Origin of the sequence: Aquabacter sp., from assembly GCF_965279295.1 — a bacterium.
Lineage (GTDB): Bacteria > Pseudomonadota > Alphaproteobacteria > Rhizobiales > Xanthobacteraceae > Aquabacter.
This window is the reverse complement of the sequence record NZ_CBDIHQ010000001.1, coordinates 28416-46005: the sequence shown is the minus strand read 5'-3', so window position 1 is coordinate 46005 and position 17590 is coordinate 28416. Positions and strand designations below refer to the sequence as shown.

The following is a 17590-nucleotide window of genomic DNA, read 5'->3' as shown; positions in this document are numbered from 1 at the left end:
CCGGTCGATGCCAGGGGAGGAAAGTTCAAGGCGATAGGCGCCCGCGACTGGATCCTCCACATCAAGCACCGGGGACAAGGCGCGGGAGACGGTCTCGCAATCATCGATGGTCATGGAGCCGTCGGGGCGCTCGGCCATGATCTGCACGGTACCGCCATCGCGGCTCGACACCTTGGCGCGCACCAGCCGGTATCCCAGGTCCGCCAGCACCGGCTCCGCGATCGCGGCAATGCGTGCCGACACCCCGGTCTCGGTAATGAGACGGGGTTCGCGGGGGTCGCTGTCCGGCACCTGTGCGGCGCTCTGGACAGAAACCTCGGGGGCCTTAATGGTGTTCGCGGCCTTGGCGTCGATCGGGTCGGTCATGTCCCTCCGGGACGGTCTGGAGGTGCCGGGCCATGGCCGGGACACCCGTTAATCTCAATCTACCTTCGTCTTGCTCCTCATCCGCGCCGATGTGCGGTGCGTGAGCGGCAGAGGCCGGGTCCACAAATGGGCATACGCCGTTTCCGGGCAAGTGCCGCATAAGCGGAAAAGGAGCGGGTCCCGGGAGGGCCCCACTCTCATCACCTTCAACTACGATGGCTCTGAGGTATCCCCATTAGGGATGGCGCGAACTATACGCCGAATGACGCGGGATGCAAGGGTGCCGTCTCACGCGTGATTCGCATGTGGCCGGAGGTTCTGGAACTGCCATCCCCTTTGCGGCTTCCAAGGCTCGGCATGCGCCTTGCGGACTGTGGGGACCTGCTGGCACAACGCTCTCAGAAGCGGCAGACGCCAGATCAACGGAACTCCCCCCATGCCATACCAGCAGATCTCCCTCACCACCCAGGACGGCACCTGCAATGCGGGGCTCGCCACACCGGCCCAGCCGCTCGCCAGCCATCCCGGCGTCATTCTCTACATGGACGCCTTCGGACTGCGCCCGGCGCTGGAGGACATGGCCACCCGGCTGGCGGAGAACGGCTATTACGTGCTGGTGCCGGACCTTTACTATCGCGTGCCCGACCATGGGCCGTTCGACGCCAAGACCGCGTTCGCGAACGAGGAGACCGGCAAGCGGCTGCGCGGATTGATGGCCGGGACGCCCCAGGCGTTCACCGAGCGCGACGGTGCAGCATTCATCGAAACCCTCACCGAGGCCGGAGCGAGCGGGCGGATCGGAACGGTGGGGTATTGCTTCGGCGGGGCCCGCGCGATCACCGCCGCTGCGGCCTATCCCGAGCGCATCGCGGCGGCGGCGAGCTTCCATGGCGGCAACCTCGCCTCGGACGCGCCCGACAGCCCGCACCTGCGCGCAGCCGACATCAAGGGGCGGGTCTATGTGGGCGGCGCGAGCGTGGACAACTCCTTCCCGCCCGAACAGTCGGCCCGTCTCGCCCAGGCGCTCCGGGCGGCAGAGGTGGACCATATTCTGGAAAATTACGCCGGCATGGCCCATGGATGGGCGGTTCCCGACCATCGGGTGTTCGACGCGGCGGGCGCGGAGCGGCACTGGACGCGCCTGCTCACACTGTTCGGGGAAACCCTCTGACAGCTGCAACGGAAGCGACAGACCGCCCCCTGAAACTTTCAGCCGGGACCGGTTTTCCGGTCCGGCAAAGCTTTGACCTGGAAACGCCGTCTGCTAAGGCTCTCTTCTCCATGGGAGAGGGAGGACATTATGAGGGGCATTCGAATTCTGCTGGCTGCTGCCGCACTGGCCTGCACGGCCGCGGCGGCTGACGCGCAGACCATCAGCTACGGCCAAGCCGGCTCGCTGATCGCCAAGAGCTGCGGCAAGGACATCACCAAGCTGTGCGCGAACACCAATCTCGGCGGCGGCGAGCTTCTGGATTGCATGAACGCGAACATCTCGAAGGTGAGCGCCCAGTGCCAGAAGGACTACGCGACGGCCATCGCGTCGATCGCCAAGCGCGTCGCCGCGCAGACCACGATCTACAAGACCTGCAATGCAGATGCCTACCGCCTCTGCCAGGGCATGATCCCCGAGGACGGCAACCTCCTCTCCTGCCTGCTGAAGGCTTCCAACGCGGTGAGCGCGCCCTGTAATCAGGCCATCACTGACGCTGGTTTTCGTTGATTTCCGCCACATCCCGAAACGCTAAAGGAAGGACGACCGACATGACGTCGCCTCTGATCCGCTTCGCGCTGGCGGCTTCGCTCGCGCTCGCCGGCACCCCCGCTTTCGCGCAGACTGCGCTCAACAACTCACAGATCCTCCAAGGCCTCCAGGGCCTCACGGACAATGCACCGACCATCACCGCGCAGCAGATGCGCGACCAGGTGCAGCAGCATATCGCTCAGTATCCAGGCGAGGCGCTCACCCGCCCCACGCTGGCGCTGAACCTCGATAAGCTGCCGCAGATCAACGTGCAGATTCAGTTCCGCCTGAACTCGGCGATCATCGACCCCTCGTCCTACGGGACCATCGGCTCCATCGCAGACGCGATGCATAACCCGATCCTGCAGGGCTACAAGTTCATCGTGACCGGCAACACCGACGTGACCGGCCCGCGTGACTACAACCTGAAGCTCAGCCAGGCGCGCGCTGACGCGGTGGTGAAGGCGTTGTCGACCACCTTCAACGTCAATCCGGCGCGGCTCGAAGCTGTCGGCCTCGGCGAAGAAGTTCTGATCGACACGAAGAACCCCACCGGCGCCATCAACCGCCGCGTGCAGATCTTCACGGTCGGCCGCATGGGCCCGCCGCCGGCTCCGATCCGCTGATCCTCAGCCCGCTGGGCTGTCCATAAAACAAGACCCTCCCCGCAGCGGGGAGGGTCAATTCATCCCATCGTGAAAAAGCCGCGCCGAGATTTCAGCGCGGCTTTTTCAGTTCACGGCCGCTGCGGTTTCGTTAGCGCCGGGCAGCTTCGCTGCCATCTCGCGCAGCGAAGCGAGAAGCTCGTTGAGCAACTGGTTCCACAACTCTGTCGTCACCGCGATATAGCCCTTGTCGACACCGGTGCCGAGCATGACGTCCATCTCCATGTTCAGGAGACCGTCGCGGGTGTGCAGGCGAGCGAAGCGACGGGCCTGATTCCACCCGGTGCAGACCTCCAGGAGGTCGAGGCCTTCAAGCCGGAAGCTCACGAAATAGGTGAAGTCGTGGTAGACGCCGTTCGCGCCATTGCCCATCACGACGTTGAACGAGATGCCGCTCGCGGCGCTGCGCAACGCCTCGCGACCGCCGACCCATTCCACCTTTTCAGCGCGGAAACCCTTGTCGATCAATATGGTGGCGATCTCGTCGGCCGTGACCTTCTGAACCAGACCCTTCATAGACGTCTCCTGATACCGCTGCGGCCGCACTTGGCCGTCCCCCGCGGAGGCCGCTCACTGGCGGCAAATTTGCAGGCGCAACCTACAAGCGGTGGGAAAGCCTGTAAACCAGCCCAAGTGGGGCAGGATCGCTGCTCTAAACTTACCCCTTCGACCATCTTGAACAATCTACCTGATCAAGGCTTATGCGGGCATCGCCACACAGGAGTGCCTCGATGCTGCCCGAACTTCGCGTTCTGTATTTCGAGGATCTGTCCGTCGGCCTCGCCGAGGAATTGCGAAAGACGATTTCCTCGTCGGACGTGGTGGGCTTCGCCGAAGTCACCGGCGACCGCAATCCGATCCATCTGTCGGAGCATTTCGCCGCGAAGACGCCGTTCGGCCACCGCATCGCCCACGGGCTTTATACCGCGAGCCTGATCTCCGCTGTTCTCGGCACCCGCCTGCCGGGGCCGGGCGCCATCTACATTTCCCAAACGCTCAACTTCCGCGCCCCGGTGAAGATCGGCGATGTGGTGGTGGTGCGGGTGGAAGTGGCGGAGCTGCTGCCGGAGCGGCGGCGCGCACGCCTCGCCTGCACCTGTTCGGTGGATGGCGAGGTGGTGCTCGATGGAGAAGCCTGGATCAAGGTGCCGACCCGCGCGGAGAACACCCAGAACCCGCTGGGGGCCTGAGGTCCTGCTGCCCTTATTTGCACTTGTTCTCGCGGATGAACCCCAGCACCTGCTCCATCGGCTGTGACTGCACGGCGATCAGGCCGTCGAACGGCCCGCTCATCTCCATGATGAGGAACAACGCGCCGGAAATCGACGCCGCGCACAGGAAGAAGGAGAGCAGCACCACAGCATTGGGCGGCGCGAACAGTCCGAAGCTCATGAAGATCAGCGCAAGCCAGAAAATCAGAACCACGATGAAGGCCGTCGGCACGGCGGCGACAGATTCTTGGCTCACCGTCCATCGCGTGGTGAGGATCGAGCGAAAATCGGACAAGGTGGCGCTGCGCGTCTCTTTCTGAAGATCCGTCGCTGGGGCCCAGGCGCGAATGGCGTTGTCGAGCTTTATAAGAAGCTGCTCGGAATTGGGCTGAGGTTCCTTATTCTCCCCGTAATGACCGATGCCCCAGGTCTCGGTGAGCACGGAATGTACATACTGACCCAGCAAGGTCTGGGCGGGACATGCCTCCGGCCCGTAATGGCCGAAATCGTTCGCCAGCGAGAGGATGTTCAGGGCGTAGGTGTGCACGTCCTTGTCGGTGGAATCGAAGTTCCCCTTCACCGAGGCCGTCATGAGGCCAAGGATGAGCGAGGCCATTGCGGCCACCATGCCCACGCCGAGCTTCACGGTGTCCTGCGTTTCCTTGGAAACGTGATGGTCGCCGAGACGCCGCGCGACAAAGACGGCAATCAGACAGCCGCCGAACATGGCGACGAAGGAGATTCCCGCGACCGTCCATGAATTCATCTTGTTTTCCCCCGTGCCCCCGGCGGGCGACACCGTACTTGGGTGGGTGCGGAAGGCAAGGCCGTATCTCCCCGTGCCGCTCGGTAAAACATTGTTTGCATGTCTTAAAAGGTCATCTCTGGCCAAGCCCCGGCTGGCGAGAAGTACCTGCCCATGGGAGAGCCTCATTTAATTTTGCGCGCTGCACACACACACAGTTGCAGTGGGGCGGATAATCATGATCTAGACGGGCCTCTGCGGGCCGCGTGCGCGGCCTCGAAGGATGGATCATGCAGGACCAGCCAGCACCCAGCCCCCTGCAATTGTTCCTGATCTTCAGCCGCATCGGGCTGACCAGTTTCGGCGGCGGGCTCAGCGGCTGGTTCCTGCGGGAGTTCGTGCAGGACCGGAAATTGATGAGCGAGGAGGATTTCCTCAACGGCCTCGCCGTCTCGCAAGCCATGCCCGGCATCAACGTTTCCAACATGGCGATCTGGATCGGCTACCGGTTGAGCGGGCGCACCGGCGCCATTGCCAGTTTCCTCGGCATCATCGTGCCGGCGGCGATCGTCGTGGTGCTGCTTGCGGTCGCGATTTCCGCGGTCGCGAAATATCCCATCACGCATCTGGCGCTCAACGGCGCAGCCGCAGCGGCGGTGGGGCTCTCGCTGTCCATGGGCCTCACGGCGGCCCGCCGGGTGCCGCGCAAGGTGTTCCCGCTCGTGGTGGTCCTGGCGGTCTTCCTCGGCATCGGCGTGTTCCATCTGTCCCTGGTGTGGACCGTGATCGGCGCCGGGCTGGTGAGCGTCGCCGTTGCCTATGTCACGTCCTGATCCGGGCCGCCGGCAATGCTCACCGTCCTTTGGAACCTCGTACTGGTGTTCGCGCCCCTGTCGCTCGTGACCATCGGCGGCGGGCAAAGCGTGATTGCGGACATCCAGCGCCAGGTGGTGGATGTGCACCATTGGATGACCCAGGCCCAGTTCCTGGACGCCTTCGCCATTTCCCGCATGGCGCCGGGTCCCGGCGCGCTATTGGCGACGCTGATCGGCTGGCAGGTGGCGGGCTTCGCCGGCGCGGTGGTGGCGAGCCTTGCCATGTTCGGCCCTACTGCATTCCTGATCTACGGCATCGCCCATGTCTGGTCGCGTTATGAGGGTGCGCGCTGGATTCGCGCCATGGAAGCCGGGCTGAGGCCGGTGGCTGCGGGCATGATCCTGGCGGCGGTCTATGTGCTGCTTGAGGCCCTGGAAGGCGGCTGGGTGGCCATCCTCATCGCCCTCGCCTCGACGGCCGCGCTGATGCTGAGCCGGATCAACCCGCTCTGGCTGCTCGCCGGCGGCGCGAGTGCCTTCATCCTCATGGGCGGCGTCGGCTTCGTGTGACCCCGCCGGCCTATGTCCGGCAGGGATCGTGCTCCATGTAGCGGAGCACATCGAGTATAGGCTCGGGCGAAATCTGCATGCGGCCGGCAAACGGCTCGCCCAGTTCGACACCCAGGAACAGTGTCGCCGCGATGCACAGCGGCGCCAGCACCATCGCCGCCACCGTGACAGGATTGAGCGGTGCGAACAGGCCGAAGAATCCGAAGATCAAGGCCAGACAGCAGATCACGATGGTCAGAAACAGCGAGGGAATCCGGCTGTTGGCGTCGCCAGACACTTTCCAGCGATGCTCGATGAGCTGATGGATGCTCGCGATCACGCTGTTCTGGTTGCGGACCTGTTTGGGGTCGGTTGAATCGAGCCCGCGCACCACATCGTCCAGCTTGAACAGCAGCGCGGCTGTCTCCCCTTCCACCCGCTCGCCCGCAAGTTCGGGCCCGCCGCCCCAGGTGTCCCGCACCACACCGCGCGCGTATTTCTGCAAAAGCGCCCGCGCATCGCACGCTTGCTCCCCGAAATGCCGCAGTTCGAGATCGGCGGCGAGGATCGCGACGCCGTACTTCTGCACATCGTCGCCCGCTTCGCCGTAATTGGCGCGGATCGAGCTGACCATCAGCCCGAGGATCAGGGCCGTGACCGTCGCGATCATGCGAACGATCGGCTTGACCGACTCGCGGCTCGGTTCGGAAATGTATTTGGGCGGCAGGTATCTTGCGCCCAGCAAGGTCGCCATCCCGCAGATGACCATGCTGGCGAAGGCGATGATGGCAACCGTCCAGGCGTCCATGACCGCTCCACCCCACGCGTTCGACTAAGGTCGGCTGAACTCTAGACCAGGGTACCGCCCGGATCGAGTGTGACGAGGGGTTACTCCAGGGGCAGCGCGGCGTGCGGATCACTCGGCGGCGGAGGGCACGTCGTCGTGGGCGAGCTTGGCCTCGGCGTCTTCCTGGGTCTTCAGCACGTCGGGATGCGGCATGGCGATGATGTTGTAGCCGGAATCCACGAAATGCACCTCACCGGTGACACCGAGCGACAGGTCGGAGAGCAGGTACAGCGCCGAGCCGCCCACTTCCTCGATGCTCACAGTGCGCCGCAGCGGCGCATGGCGCTTCTGGTAGTTGAACATCAGCCGCGCGTCGGCGATGCCTGCACCCGCTAGGGTGCGGACCGGGCCAGCGGAAATGGTGTTCACGCGAATGCCCGCCGGGCCGAAATCGGCCGCGAGATAGCGCACGCTCGCCTCGAGCGCCGCCTTGGCGACACCCATGACGTTATAATTCGGCATGACGCGGGTGGAGCCGCCATAGGTCAGCGTGATTATCGAACCGCCGGACGACATCATGGCGGCGGCGCGCTTGGCCACCTCCGTGAAGGAGAAGCAGGAGATGACCATGGTGCGCGAAAAATTCTCGCGAGTCGTGTCGGCGTAACGGCCCTTCAGCTCGGTCTTGTCCGAGAAGGCGACCGCGTGCACCAGGAAATCGATGGTGCCCCAGGCGTCCTTGAGCCGGCGAAAGACCTCATCCACGCTGGCGAGGTCTTCCACATCGCACGGCAGAACCAACGGGGCGTTGAGGCTCTCCGCCAAGGGGCGGACACGCTTAGCCATGCCGTCGCCCTGATAGGTAAACGCAAGCTCGGCGCCCTGGGCGGCGAGGGTCTTGGCGATGCCCCAGGCGATGGAATGGTCGTTTGCGACGCCCATCACCAGGCCGCGCTTGCCCTTCATGACATCCCGCATGCCGACTATCCTTCGTACCAGCCTCACGCGGCGATAGCAGACCTTCCCGCACCATGCCACCGCGCAGAAGTCACGATTGGTGACGGATCGTACGCGTGCGGCGTCCTGGCGTCAGGCGTCCAGATGCTTCAGCACCAGGCAGGCATTGGCCCCGCCGAAGCCGAAGCCGTTTGAAAGCACATGCCCGAGCGAGGCATTGTCGATGCGCTCGCGCACGATCGGCATGTCCGCGAACGCGGGATCGATCTCGTCGATATGGGCGCTCTTGGTGATGAAGCCGTTCTGCATCATCAAAATGGAATAGATCGCCTCGTGCACACCGGTCGCACCCTGGGAATGGCCGGTCAGCGACTTGGTGCCCGAAATCGGCGGGCAGGCGGAGCCGAACACCGCGCGAATCGCCTCGATCTCCTTGAGATCGCCGATCGGCGTCGAGGTGGCGTGGGGGTTGATGTAGTCGATCGGCGCTTTGATGTCCGCGATCGCCAGCCTCATGGCCCGCGCCGCGCCTTCTCCCGAGGGCGCAACCATGTCGGCACCGTCGGAGGAGACGCCATAACCGGCGATTTCCGCATAGATGCGGGCGCCGCGCGCCTTGGCGACTTCAAGCTCCTCAAGCACCAGCACACCAGCGCCGCCGGAGATGACGAAGCCATCGCGGTCCTTGTCATAGGCGCGGGATGCGACCGCCGGTCGGTCATTATAATTGGAGGACATGGCGCCCATGCCGTCGAACAGCACCGAGAGCGTCCAGTCCAGATCCTCGCAGCCGCCAGCGAACACGCGATCCTGCTTGCCGTACAGGATCTGCTCATAGGCGTTGCCGATGCAGATGTTGGTGGTCGCGCAGGCGGCCGAGATGGAATAGCTCAGGCCCTTGATCTTGAACCAGGTGGAAAGCGTGGCCGAGGCCGTGGAGGCCATGGCCTTGGGCACCGCGAACGGCCCGACGCGCTTCGGCCCTTTGGTGCGGGTGATATCCGCCGCCTCGACGATGGTCTTGGTGGACGAGCCGCCCGAGCCCATCACCAGGCCGGTGCGCTCGTTGGAAATCTCATCCGGCTCAAGGCCGGCATCGCGAATCGCCTGGTCCATGGCGACATGGTTCCAGGCTGTGCCGCCGCCGTGGAAGCGCATGGCCCGGCGGTCCACCACATCCTCGGCATGCAGGCTGGGTGCGCCAAACACCTGCGAGCGGAAGCCGAGCTTGGCATATTCGTCCGAAAACGTAATGCCGCTCTTGGCCTCGTGCAGGCTGGCAAGCACCTCCTGCGTGGAATTGCCAATGGACGAGACGATACCCATCCCGGTGACGACGACGCGCCGCATGTCACCTTCCTCCGGTAAAAAACCCACCCTGGCCGCCAATGATGGCAGCCCCTTGTCCGCTCCGCTTCAGCCGCCCGTTGCGGGCGCGGCATCCGTCTGGAACAGGCCGACCTTCAGGTCCTTGGCGCGATAGATAATCTCTCCATCGGCGGACAACCAGCCGTCGGCGATGCCGAGCACCAGTTTCGAGCGCATGACGCGCTTGAAGTCCACGCCATAGACCACTTTCTGCACGTTCGGCAGCACCTGGCCGGAGAACTTGAGTTCGCCGAGACCGAGTGCCCGTCCGCGTCCGGGGGAGCCGAGCCACCCAAGGTAGAAGCCCACCATCTGCCACATGGCATCGAGCCCCAGGCAGCCCGGCATCACCGGATCACCCTTGAAGTGGCAATCGAAGAACCACAGCTCCGGATTCACGGTCAGTTCGGCGCGAACCATCCCCTTGCCGTATTCGCCGCCGGTCTCGGAAATCTCCGAAATGCGGTCGAACATGAGCATGGGAGGCAGCGGCAATTGCGCGTTGCCGGGGCCGAAAAGCTCGCCACGCCCGCAAGCGAGGAGATCTTCATACTCGAAACTGCTCTGCCGGTCGGCCATTCTGGGTGGTATCGCCATGCTGCCCTTAGGGGGCTGATTTTCGTTCCACCGAGGGCCTGACACGCCAAGTCTCTGATGGTGCCCGTTACCGGACGCGGCACTCCCTAACATAGGCATCGGCCTGCTCAAAGTCATGAAAGCGTCACGGTGGGGCACGCGAGGTGAAAATCTCCCGGCCAAGGGCATTCACCGGCAGGTGCATGGTGCCTGCGGTTAAGGCACCCTATGCCGCGCGGCGTTCGTGCCGCCAATGCCCCCTATGCTCTGGAGAGGAAAGCCATGCTGAAGCAGTTCCGCGAATTCGCCGTGAAGGGCAACGTGGTGGACCTCGCAGTGGGTGTGATCATCGGCGCCGCGTTCGGCGGCATCGTCACCTCGCTGGTGGCCGACATCTTCATGCCGATGATCGGCGCGGTCACGGGCGGCCTGGATTTCTCCAACCATTACATTCCCCTGTCCGCGACGGTGACGGCGGAAAACCTGGAGGATGCACGCAAACAGGGTGCGGTGATCGCCTATGGCCGCTTCCTGACCCTGGCGATCAATTTCCTGATCGTGGCCTGGATCCTGTTCTTCGTGGTGCGTGCCATCAACACCGTGAAAATAAAGGAATCGGCGAAGCCCGAAGCCAAGTCGACCCGCAGCGAGGACTTGCTGCAGGAAATCCGCGACCTCCTGGCGGAGAAGAAAGCCTCAGGCGTTTAAGGCGGTGGCTGCCGCGCGTTCCAGCGTGATGTAGGTGAACGGGGCTTCGTCCCCCGGCCCCTGGAGCGGGCCTTCTCGGGCGGTCTCGCGCCACAGCGCGGGGTCGTAGGGCGGTAGGGTTACATCGCCCTCGGGCTCCAGATGCACGCGCGTGAGATGGACGGTGCGCGTGAAGGGAAGCGTGTCGGCGAACACCCGCCGGCCGCCGATCACCATCACCTCGTCCGCGCCCATTTCCACCATGGCGGTTTCGCACGTCTCCAGCGCCGCCGACAGGGTGCGCGCCACCCGCACGCCCTCGGGCGGGGTGAAGGCGGGGTCCGTGCTCACCACCACGGAGATCCGCCCCGGCAGGGGCCGGCCGATGGAGAGAAAGGTCTGCCGCCCCATGAGGATCGGCTTGCCCCAGGTCAAAGCCTTGAACCGCTTGAGATCGGAGGGCAGGCGAAACGGCAGCGCCTGGGCGCGGCCGATGACGCCGTTTTCCGCGATCGCGACGATATGGGCGAGCGGCGGCATCAGGCGGCCATATCCAGCAGCGCGAGACTGCGCCGCGCCGCAGCCAACCCCGACAGGTGGGCGCCGTGGCAGGTGGAGAAATCGTGCAGCGACACCGCCTCGCCGGCGAAGAAGATGCGCTCTCCCAGCGGCTCCAGCAGACGCGGCCGCAAATGCGCCTTGCCCGGCAGGGCGCAGGAATACCCCCCGCCGATGAACGGGTCGCGGGCCCAGGTGGTGGTGCGAACATCGGTGATGTGGCGCACGATGTCGCCGCCGAACGCCCGGATAAGGGCGCGGCGGACCGCATCGGCCATCGCATCATCGCCTTCAGCGACCAGGCCGGCGGCGGCATCGCCCGCCATATGGCCGATGGCGAGCGCGGCGGCGCCCCCCTCCGTGCCGGGCAGGATCTGGAAATTCACCGGCATGTCGGTGCCGGGCGGCGCGAGGACGCTGACGCCGGTGCGCTCGGCAAACCCGAACACATCCTTGTCGAAACCGATGGCGACCTTCTCCGCCACCCCCAGGGTGAGGCCGCTGAAGGCCTCCCCGAGATCGGCCGGCAGGTCGGGCGTGAAGGTGAGCCGACCCTGAGCGATCACCGCCGTGGGGACGGTGACGATGACGGCGCGCGCCGACACCTCCCCCTTTGCGGTCACGAGCCGCACCAGGGGCCCCGACCAGTCGATGCGGGACACCGGGCAATCCAGCATCACCGGAGCGGCCGCGCCGTAGGTCCGCACCAGCGCGCCATATCCATCGAGCACCGGCCAATTATGCTCGGTGTCGGAATAGGCGGCGAAATCCACGCTGGAAACCTGCTCCGGGGAACTCGCGGTCATCAGGGCGAACCAGTGCCGCGTCAGCTGCGTCCAACGGCCAGTATCCGGCATGGTCGCGCTGGCGGCGAGATCCCGGCCAGCCTCACCCGCCGCCTTCACCACGTCGAAGGCATCCCACACCGTTTCATAGGCCGCTTCGGCCTCGGCCTTGTCGGCCCAGCGATCCTCAAGCCACATGTTGCGCGAGAGCGGCGCCTCGACCGCGCGATAGGCGATGCCCAGGCGGTCGGCGATGGGCACGAACGGGTTCACATCTGCCGAGTGCAGCCAATGGCAGCCGAGATCCCAGGGCTGCCCGAACGTGTCGGTGTCGGTGAACGCGCGCCCGCCGGTGCGCCCCGAGGCTTCCAGCACGATGGTGCGCGCGCCGGCATCCCGAAGGGCAAGGCCGGCGGCAAGGCCTGCCGCGCCGGCCCCGACCACGGCGACATCAAATTCACCTGACATGGAAACGTCCTGAGAGAGAGCGCTGAACGAATGCCGCGCTATTTCTTGCGGAAGACGTCGAGCCGCACGACTTCGGCGCCGCTGGAAGGCCGCGCCTCCTCGCCCTCGCCCGCGGCTTCGCTCTTGCCGCCCTCGCTCTTGCCCTCTTCCGCCGTTGCGGCGGCGGCCACGAACGGCTCCGAGGCGGCGCCCCGCACCAACGGGCGCACGGGAGAGATCGTACTCACGTTCGGCGTATCGGTGACGGCCGTCAGCTTTGCGACCGGCGCCTCTGCCGGCTCCTCGCTGGCTTCGGCCAGCTCGAATTGCAGCCCGAATTTCACGGACGGATCGAAAAAACCCTTCAGCGACGAGAACGGCACAAGCAGCCGCTCGGGGATGCCGCCGAACGACAGGCCGACTTCAAAGCCGGTGTCGCTGACGTTCAGATCCCAGAACTGGTGCTGGAGGATGATGGTCATCTCCTCCGGATACTTCTCGCGCATGCGATTCGAAAGGCGCACGCCGGGCGCGCGCGTGTCGAAGGAAATGAAGAAATGATGGTCGCCGGGCAGGCCATCGCGCATCACATCGGCCATCACGCGGCGCACAACGCCACGCAGGGCTTCCTGCGCAAGGAGGTCGTATCGAATTTGGTCGGTCGAAGCCATGTGTGCCCGCGAAGCCATAATGCCGGTCACCGGCGGCTCCGGCCGCACGGGAGGCAAACAGCCCGCCATCGAACGGAGAGGGAGGTGAGCCCCCTTCCCTTCGGTTCCGGCAGGCCCAAAAGGAAGTGGAGGCTTCTGTTGCCAGGTGCCTCCGAACCCCGCCTAGCCAGTGCTACCCGGTAGGACTTTTATTTCGGTACCTTTACCGCTCACGCGGCAACTGCAACCGGAGCATAGTTGTCATTCGCAACTATAGGATGGCCCGATATCGGCGGAACCATGCCGAGCAAAAGAAAGCCCTTTACACCCTCGTCGATCCTATTTCGCCCCCGCCGGAGCCCGCCGCATACGGCTGCGGGCTTTGGTGGAGGCGCCGGGTACTGCCCCCGGGTCCGAAAGGCTTATTACGACAACCGTTTATCGCCATATCCGGCTTGCGCCGGCTCTATGAATATAGGCGCGTGGGGCCAGCGATGAAAGAGGCGCGCGGCGATTTCTGGCGGTTTCGACCCGAGGCCTTCGACGCGCGCTTGCCCCTACCCGCGCGAAAGCGGGTGGAGATCGCGCACCATACCGGCGAGGCGCTCGTCCAGCACATGGGTGTAGATCTGCGTGGTGGAGATATCGGCATGGCCGAGCAGGGTCTGGACGATCCGCAGGTCCGCTCCGTGGGCCAGCAGGTGGCTGGCGAAGGCGTGGCGCAGCACATGGGGCGACAGGCACGCCGGGTCGAGGCCGGCGGCATGGGCCAGATCCTTCAAGTCCCGCGCCAGATGCTGCCGCGTCACATGCCCCGCCTCGGCGGAAGAGGGGAAAAGCCATTTGGCGGTCTCAAGCCCGGCTTCGCGGCGCGCCTCCAGCCACGCTGCCATGGCGGCCTTGGCGGCGGTGCCCAGCGGAACGAGCCGTTCCTTGCCGCCCTTGCCGGTGACGATGATGGCATCCGAGCGCGTGCGCGCGGCGCTGGCGGGGAGCGCGGACAGCTCGGAAATGCGCAAGCCGGTGGCGTAGAGCATTTCCACCAAACACACGGTGCGCAGGCGCCGCAGGCGCTCCGCTGGCTTCTCGGCACTCAACGCACGGGCATGGGCGGTTTCTATGAGCCTATTCACATCCTCCACCGTCATGACTTTCGGCAGTGGGCGGCCGCGCTTGGGGCCTTCCAGAACAGCGGCCGGGTCATCGCCCCTGTGCCCTTCGGCATAGAGAAAGCGGTAGAGCTGGCGCATGGCGGACAGGCGGCGCGCCACGGTGGTGGATTTAAAGCCGCGCGCGGTGAGATCGGCGAGGTATCCGCGCAGCGCCGGCGTGCCGGCGGTCACCACGGCCTGGCTCTCTCCGGCGAGAAAACTTGAAAAGTCTTCGAGGTCGCGGCGATAGGCGTCCAGCGTGTTGCGGCTCGCGCCCCGTTCCACCGCCTGCATGTCGAGAAACAGAGCGATCGGCCCTGTCGCGCTCATTTGCTCAGCTTGTCGTTCGGAACGGTGAAGGTCACGTCGCGGGAGATGGGCTGGATTTTGTTAGCGAGATACCACGCGCCACCGTAGGCGCCACCGGCGACGATGGCGATTACCACGAGAACACGGATAAGGCTGGCCACGTTTATTTCGCCCGAATCAAAGGTCCGCAGACCTAGGAAACACGTCGCATGACGCGGCGACGCTTTCAACTGGATTGCCGCTTCGCGAGGGCGATGCTACTGGCGATGCGTCATATTTGCGGGCCGATGGCCGCGAAAGGAAGAACAGGTGGTTGGCGAGGGCACGACCGAGGCACGGGACCCGGCAGCCGAGGCGCTGCGGACGCGCCTGGGAACGCGCGCTCTGGTGCTTGTCGGAATGCCCGGCGCGGGCAAATCCTCGGTGGGGCGGAGGCTGGCCAAGCGCCTCGCCCTGCCATTCTTCGATGCCGACGACGAAATCGAGACAGCCGCCGGGATGACCATTCCGGAAATCTTCGCCAGCCGTGGCGAGGCGGAATTCCGCCTGGGCGAAAAGCGGGTGATGGCCCGCCTGATCCAAGGCGCGCCCAATATCGTCGCCACCGGCGGCGGCGCCTTCATGAACGAGCACACCCGCGCCGCCGTCCGGGCGGGCGGCATTTCCATCTGGCTGCGGGCGGATCTTGCGACCCTGCTTCGGCGGGTGAAGAAGCGCAATGACCGCCCGTTGCTGGCGCACGGCGACGCCGGCGAGCGGCTAGCGGCCCTGCTGGCGGCGCGCGAGCACATCTATGCTCTCGCCGACGTGACGGTGGATTCCCGCGACGTGCTGCACGACACCGTGGTGGAAGAGGTGATCGCGTCCGCGACGCGCCATCTCGACGCCCGCACACAGGATTTCTGACCATGCCGGCGGCATCGCCCGTTTCGTCCGCGCCCGACGCGCGCCTTCTGCGCGTCGATCTCGCCGGCCGCCCCTATGACATCGCCATCGGTGCCGGCCTGCTCACCGGCATCGGCGCGCGCATCGCGGCGCTGCGGCCGGGCGCGCGGGTGGCAATCGTCACCGACACCAATGTCGCCGCGCACCATCTCGACACGGTGGAAACCTCGCTGCGGGCGGCGGGCATCACCTCCGCCAACATCGTGGTAACACCGGGCGAGAAGACCAAATCCTATGCCGGCCTTGAACAGGTTGCGGAAGGGCTGATCGCCGCCCGCGTCGAGCGGCGTGATCTCGTGCTGGCCCTGGGGGGCGGCGTGGTGGGCGATCTCGCGGGCTTCGCCGCTGCCGTGGTGCGGCGGGGGGTCGATATCGTCCAGGCACCCACCACCTTGCTGTCGCAGGTGGATTCCTCGGTGGGCGGAAAGACCGGAATCAATTCACCCCAAGGGAAAAATCTCGTCGGCGCATTTCACCAGCCGGTTCTGGTGGTGGCGGATACGGCGGCGCTCGACACGCTGCCGGACCGCGAGGTCCGCTCCGGCTATGCAGAAGTCGCGAAGTACGGGCTGCTGGGGGATGCTGCGCTGTTCGACTGGCTGGAAGCCAAGGGCAGCGAAGTGATCGCCGGCGGCGAAGCGCGCGGCGAAGCCGTGGCGGCAAGCTGCATGGCCAAGGCGGCCATCGTCGCCCGCGATGAAAAGGAAACCGGCGACCGGGCTCTCCTCAATCTCGGCCATACCTTCGGCCACGCGCTCGAAGCAGGCGCGGGCTTTTCCGATCGCCTGCTGCACGGCGAGGCGGTCTCCATCGGCATGTGTCTGGCGTTTGCATATTCCGCGCGGATGGGCCTGTGCGCGGGACAGGACGTAGTGCGCATGACGCGGCACCTTGCGGCGATGGGCCTGCCGACCCGGATCGCCGACGTGCCCGGCGCGTTGCCCGACACGGATGGGCTGATGGCCCTGATCGCTCAGGACAAGAAGGTCAGCCGGGGGGCTTTGACCTTCATCTTGGTTCACGGCATCGGCCGCGCCTTCATCGCCAAGGATGTGGACGCCGCGCAGGTGCGCAGCTTCCTGGAAGAGGTGCGTGCGGCCTGACGGCTGGCACGCTCCAAATCCGGCTCAGAGGCAGGCGCGAACCATTTCCAGACGGTCGCGGAAGGCAACCAGGGCGCCGGGCGCCTTCGGGTCCACTTCGGCGAGAATGAAATCAGCAAGGGCACCCGCCTTGTGTTCGCGCAGGAACAGCTTGGCTTCCCGCAGCGAGCGAACTTCACGCTCATCATTGCCGATCACGATGCGCAGGGGAGAAGCAGTCGGTATCCGGGAGATCGAGCCCATGGCAGGTTTCCTTGCGTCCGAAGCAGAGCGCGTGTCGCGCTGTTCGAGATATAAACCCGCGTTTACGGTGAAGGTTCCCGGCCTTTTTGGTCCTCGAACGCCTGAATCTTTATGGAGCCCTACGCTGCGTGTTCTGACAGGTCGGTGATGCGCGGCGCATCTCCGGTCAGCGGGTTCTCGGGGTCATAGGCATAGCTCAGCGTCTCGAACCGCATGGAGAGCGCGTCGATCATCAGCAGCTTGCCCACCAGGCCCTCCCCGAACCCGACGATGGCGCGGATCACCTCCAGCGCGGCGATGGAGCCGGCGATACCGGCAAGGGCGCCCAGCACCCCGGCTTCCGCGCAAGGCGCCACCGTACCGGGCGGCGGTGCCTCGGGAAACAGGCAGCGATAGGTCGGGTTGGGCAGGCCGTCCGGCCCGCTCTCGTGCGGCCGCAGCGTCGTGACGGTGGCATCGAAGGCGCCGAGCGCCGCCGTCACCAGGGGCCGCTTCGCCAGGGCACAGGCATCGGACACGAGATAGCGCGTGGTGAAATTGTCCGACCCATCCACCACCACATCCACGGATGACACCAGCGCCAGCGCATTGGCGGCATCGAGCCGGGTGCGGTGAAGCTCCATCTCCACATGGGGGTTCAGCGCGGCAACGAAGTCCCGCGCGCTCTCCACCTTGGGGCGGCCAAGATCCGGCGTGCCGTGAATCACCTGGCGCTGGAGATTGGAGAGCGAGACCTCGTCGTCATCCACCAGCACCAGCCGGCCCACCCCGGCCGCCGCGAGATAAAGCAGCACCGGCGCCCCGAGCCCGCCCGCGCCGACCACCAAAACGCTGGCCGCCTTGAGCTTTTTCTGCCCCGGCCCCCCCACGTCGCGCAAAACGATGTGGCGGGCGTAGCGTTCGATTTCTTCGGGAGAGAAGGCCATGAGGCT

23 protein-coding genes and 1 other RNA gene are annotated in these 17590 nt (G+C 65.4%); 9 read left to right on the top strand and 15 right to left on the bottom strand.

Features of this window, described 5'->3' with window-relative positions; translation table 11 throughout:
• Positions 1–366: ribosome maturation factor RimP (gene rimP / locus ADADO0_RS00305; RefSeq protein WP_511303053.1), on the bottom strand; the 366-nt coding region annotated here is incomplete at its 3' end.
• A 436-nt stretch (positions 367–802) separates the two neighbouring features.
• Here rimP and ADADO0_RS00300 point away from each other — a divergent pair.
• From ADADO0_RS00300 to ADADO0_RS00290, 3 genes are all read left to right on the top strand, one after another.
• Positions 803–1537, top strand: coding sequence for a dienelactone hydrolase family protein (locus ADADO0_RS00300; RefSeq protein WP_511303052.1), 735 nt, complete (start codon positions 803–805; stop codon positions 1535–1537).
• Positions 1538–1666: 129 nt separating this feature from the next.
• Positions 1667–2086 carry a hypothetical protein gene (locus ADADO0_RS00295; protein WP_511303051.1) on the top strand — a complete coding sequence of 140 codons (420 nt, stop codon included), beginning with the start codon at positions 1667–1669 and terminating at the stop codon, positions 2084–2086.
• A 41-nt stretch (positions 2087–2127) separates the two neighbouring features.
• On the top strand, positions 2128–2733 hold the full coding sequence (locus tag ADADO0_RS00290) for an OmpA family protein (protein ID WP_511303050.1): 606 nt from the start codon (positions 2128–2130) through the stop codon (positions 2731–2733).
• 105 nt (positions 2734–2838) lie between these two features.
• Here ADADO0_RS00290 and ADADO0_RS00285 read toward each other — a convergent pair whose 3' ends face one another.
• Complete coding sequence (locus tag ADADO0_RS00285; protein ID WP_511303049.1) at positions 2839–3288, bottom strand: YbjN domain-containing protein; 450 nt, start codon at positions 3286–3288, stop codon at positions 2839–2841.
• Positions 3289–3503: 215 nt separating this feature from the next.
• Here ADADO0_RS00285 and croR point away from each other — a divergent pair, with 215 nt between their 5' ends.
• Positions 3504–3962, top strand: coding sequence for a 3-hydroxybutyryl-CoA dehydratase (gene croR, locus ADADO0_RS00280; RefSeq protein WP_511303048.1), 459 nt, complete (start codon positions 3504–3506; stop codon positions 3960–3962).
• A 13-nt stretch (positions 3963–3975) separates the two neighbouring features.
• On the opposite strand, the gene ADADO0_RS00275 is transcribed toward croR, so the two are convergent.
• Complete coding sequence (locus ADADO0_RS00275) at positions 3976–4749, bottom strand: bestrophin-like domain (RefSeq protein WP_511303047.1); 774 nt, start codon at positions 4747–4749, stop codon at positions 3976–3978.
• A gap of 269 nt (positions 4750–5018) precedes the next feature.
• Here ADADO0_RS00275 and ADADO0_RS00270 point away from each other — a divergent pair, with 269 nt between their 5' ends.
• On the top strand, positions 5019–5561 hold the full coding sequence (locus ADADO0_RS00270) for a chromate transporter (protein WP_511303046.1): 543 nt from the start codon (positions 5019–5021) through the stop codon (positions 5559–5561).
• 15 nt (positions 5562–5576) lie between these two features.
• Complete coding sequence (locus ADADO0_RS00265) at positions 5577–6113, top strand: chromate transporter (RefSeq protein WP_511303045.1); 537 nt, start codon at positions 5577–5579, stop codon at positions 6111–6113.
• 10 nt (positions 6114–6123) lie between these two features.
• Here ADADO0_RS00265 and ADADO0_RS00260 read toward each other — a convergent pair whose 3' ends face one another.
• The 4 genes from ADADO0_RS00260 to fabA all read right to left on the bottom strand — a co-directional run bounded on the left by ADADO0_RS00260 (position 6124) and on the right by fabA (position 9783).
• Positions 6124–6900, bottom strand: a complete 777-nt coding sequence (locus tag ADADO0_RS00260) for a bestrophin-like domain (protein ID WP_511303044.1) — start codon at positions 6898–6900, stop codon at positions 6124–6126.
• Between the two features lie 108 nt (positions 6901–7008).
• Positions 7009–7857 (bottom strand): enoyl-ACP reductase FabI, encoded by an 849-nt coding sequence (gene fabI / locus ADADO0_RS00255; protein WP_511303043.1) that lies wholly within the window; start codon positions 7855–7857, stop codon positions 7009–7011.
• 111 nt (positions 7858–7968) lie between these two features.
• A complete protein-coding gene (gene fabB, locus ADADO0_RS00250; RefSeq protein ID WP_511303042.1) occupies positions 7969–9186 on the bottom strand; it encodes a beta-ketoacyl-ACP synthase I in 1218 nt (405 codons plus the stop codon).
• Positions 9187–9252: 66 nt separating this feature from the next.
• A complete protein-coding gene (fabA, locus tag ADADO0_RS00245; protein WP_511303041.1) occupies positions 9253–9783 on the bottom strand; it encodes a 3-hydroxyacyl-[acyl-carrier-protein] dehydratase FabA in 531 nt (176 codons plus the stop codon).
• A gap of 279 nt (positions 9784–10062) precedes the next feature.
• On the opposite strand from fabA, the gene mscL reads away from it, so the two are divergent.
• Positions 10063–10488, top strand: coding sequence for a large conductance mechanosensitive channel protein MscL (gene mscL / locus ADADO0_RS00240; RefSeq protein WP_511303040.1), 426 nt, complete (start codon positions 10063–10065; stop codon positions 10486–10488).
• On the opposite strand, the gene ADADO0_RS00235 is transcribed toward mscL, so the two are convergent.
• From ADADO0_RS00235 to ADADO0_RS00210, 6 genes are all read right to left on the bottom strand, one after another.
• Positions 10477–11007: a dihydrofolate reductase gene (locus ADADO0_RS00235; RefSeq protein ID WP_511303038.1), complete on the bottom strand. Its 531-nt coding sequence runs from the start codon at positions 11005–11007 to the stop codon at positions 10477–10479. The genes mscL and ADADO0_RS00235 overlap by 12 nt on opposite strands.
• The gene (locus ADADO0_RS00230; RefSeq protein ID WP_511303036.1) at positions 11007–12278 is read right to left on the bottom strand and encodes a flavin monoamine oxidase family protein; all 1272 of its coding nucleotides are present in this window, start codon (positions 12276–12278) and stop codon (positions 11007–11009) included. The genes ADADO0_RS00235 and ADADO0_RS00230 overlap by 1 nt, the downstream gene beginning before the upstream one ends.
• A gap of 38 nt (positions 12279–12316) precedes the next feature.
• Entirely contained in the window at positions 12317–12928 is a 612-nt protein-coding gene (locus tag ADADO0_RS00225) for an SspB family protein (RefSeq protein WP_511303034.1), read from the bottom strand.
• 124 nt (positions 12929–13052) lie between these two features.
• Positions 13053–13411, bottom strand: a transfer-messenger RNA (tmRNA) gene (gene ssrA, locus ADADO0_RS00220).
• A gap of 53 nt (positions 13412–13464) precedes the next feature.
• Positions 13465–14388 carry a site-specific tyrosine recombinase XerD gene (locus tag ADADO0_RS00215; protein ID WP_511303033.1) on the bottom strand — a complete coding sequence of 308 codons (924 nt, stop codon included), beginning with the start codon at positions 14386–14388 and terminating at the stop codon, positions 13465–13467.
• A complete protein-coding gene (locus ADADO0_RS00210) occupies positions 14385–14528 on the bottom strand; it encodes a histidine kinase (protein WP_511303032.1) in 144 nt (47 codons plus the stop codon). The genes ADADO0_RS00215 and ADADO0_RS00210 overlap by 4 nt, the downstream gene beginning before the upstream one ends.
• 148 nt (positions 14529–14676) lie before the next feature.
• Between ADADO0_RS00210 and ADADO0_RS00205 the strand changes: the two genes are divergently transcribed.
• Positions 14677–15273 (top strand): shikimate kinase, encoded by a 597-nt coding sequence (locus tag ADADO0_RS00205; RefSeq protein ID WP_511303031.1) that lies wholly within the window; start codon positions 14677–14679, stop codon positions 15271–15273.
• Between the two features lie 2 nt (positions 15274–15275).
• Positions 15276–16415: a 3-dehydroquinate synthase gene (gene aroB, locus ADADO0_RS00200; protein WP_511303030.1), complete on the top strand. Its 1140-nt coding sequence runs from the start codon at positions 15276–15278 to the stop codon at positions 16413–16415.
• A gap of 24 nt (positions 16416–16439) precedes the next feature.
• Here the strand turns inward: aroB and ADADO0_RS00195 are convergent, their stop codons facing one another.
• Complete coding sequence (locus ADADO0_RS00195) at positions 16440–16658, bottom strand: hypothetical protein (RefSeq protein WP_511303029.1); 219 nt, start codon at positions 16656–16658, stop codon at positions 16440–16442.
• Between the two features lie 119 nt (positions 16659–16777).
• A complete protein-coding gene (locus ADADO0_RS00190) occupies positions 16778–17584 on the bottom strand; it encodes a HesA/MoeB/ThiF family protein (RefSeq protein ID WP_511303028.1) in 807 nt (268 codons plus the stop codon).
• Between the last annotated feature and the right edge of the window lie 6 nt (positions 17585–17590).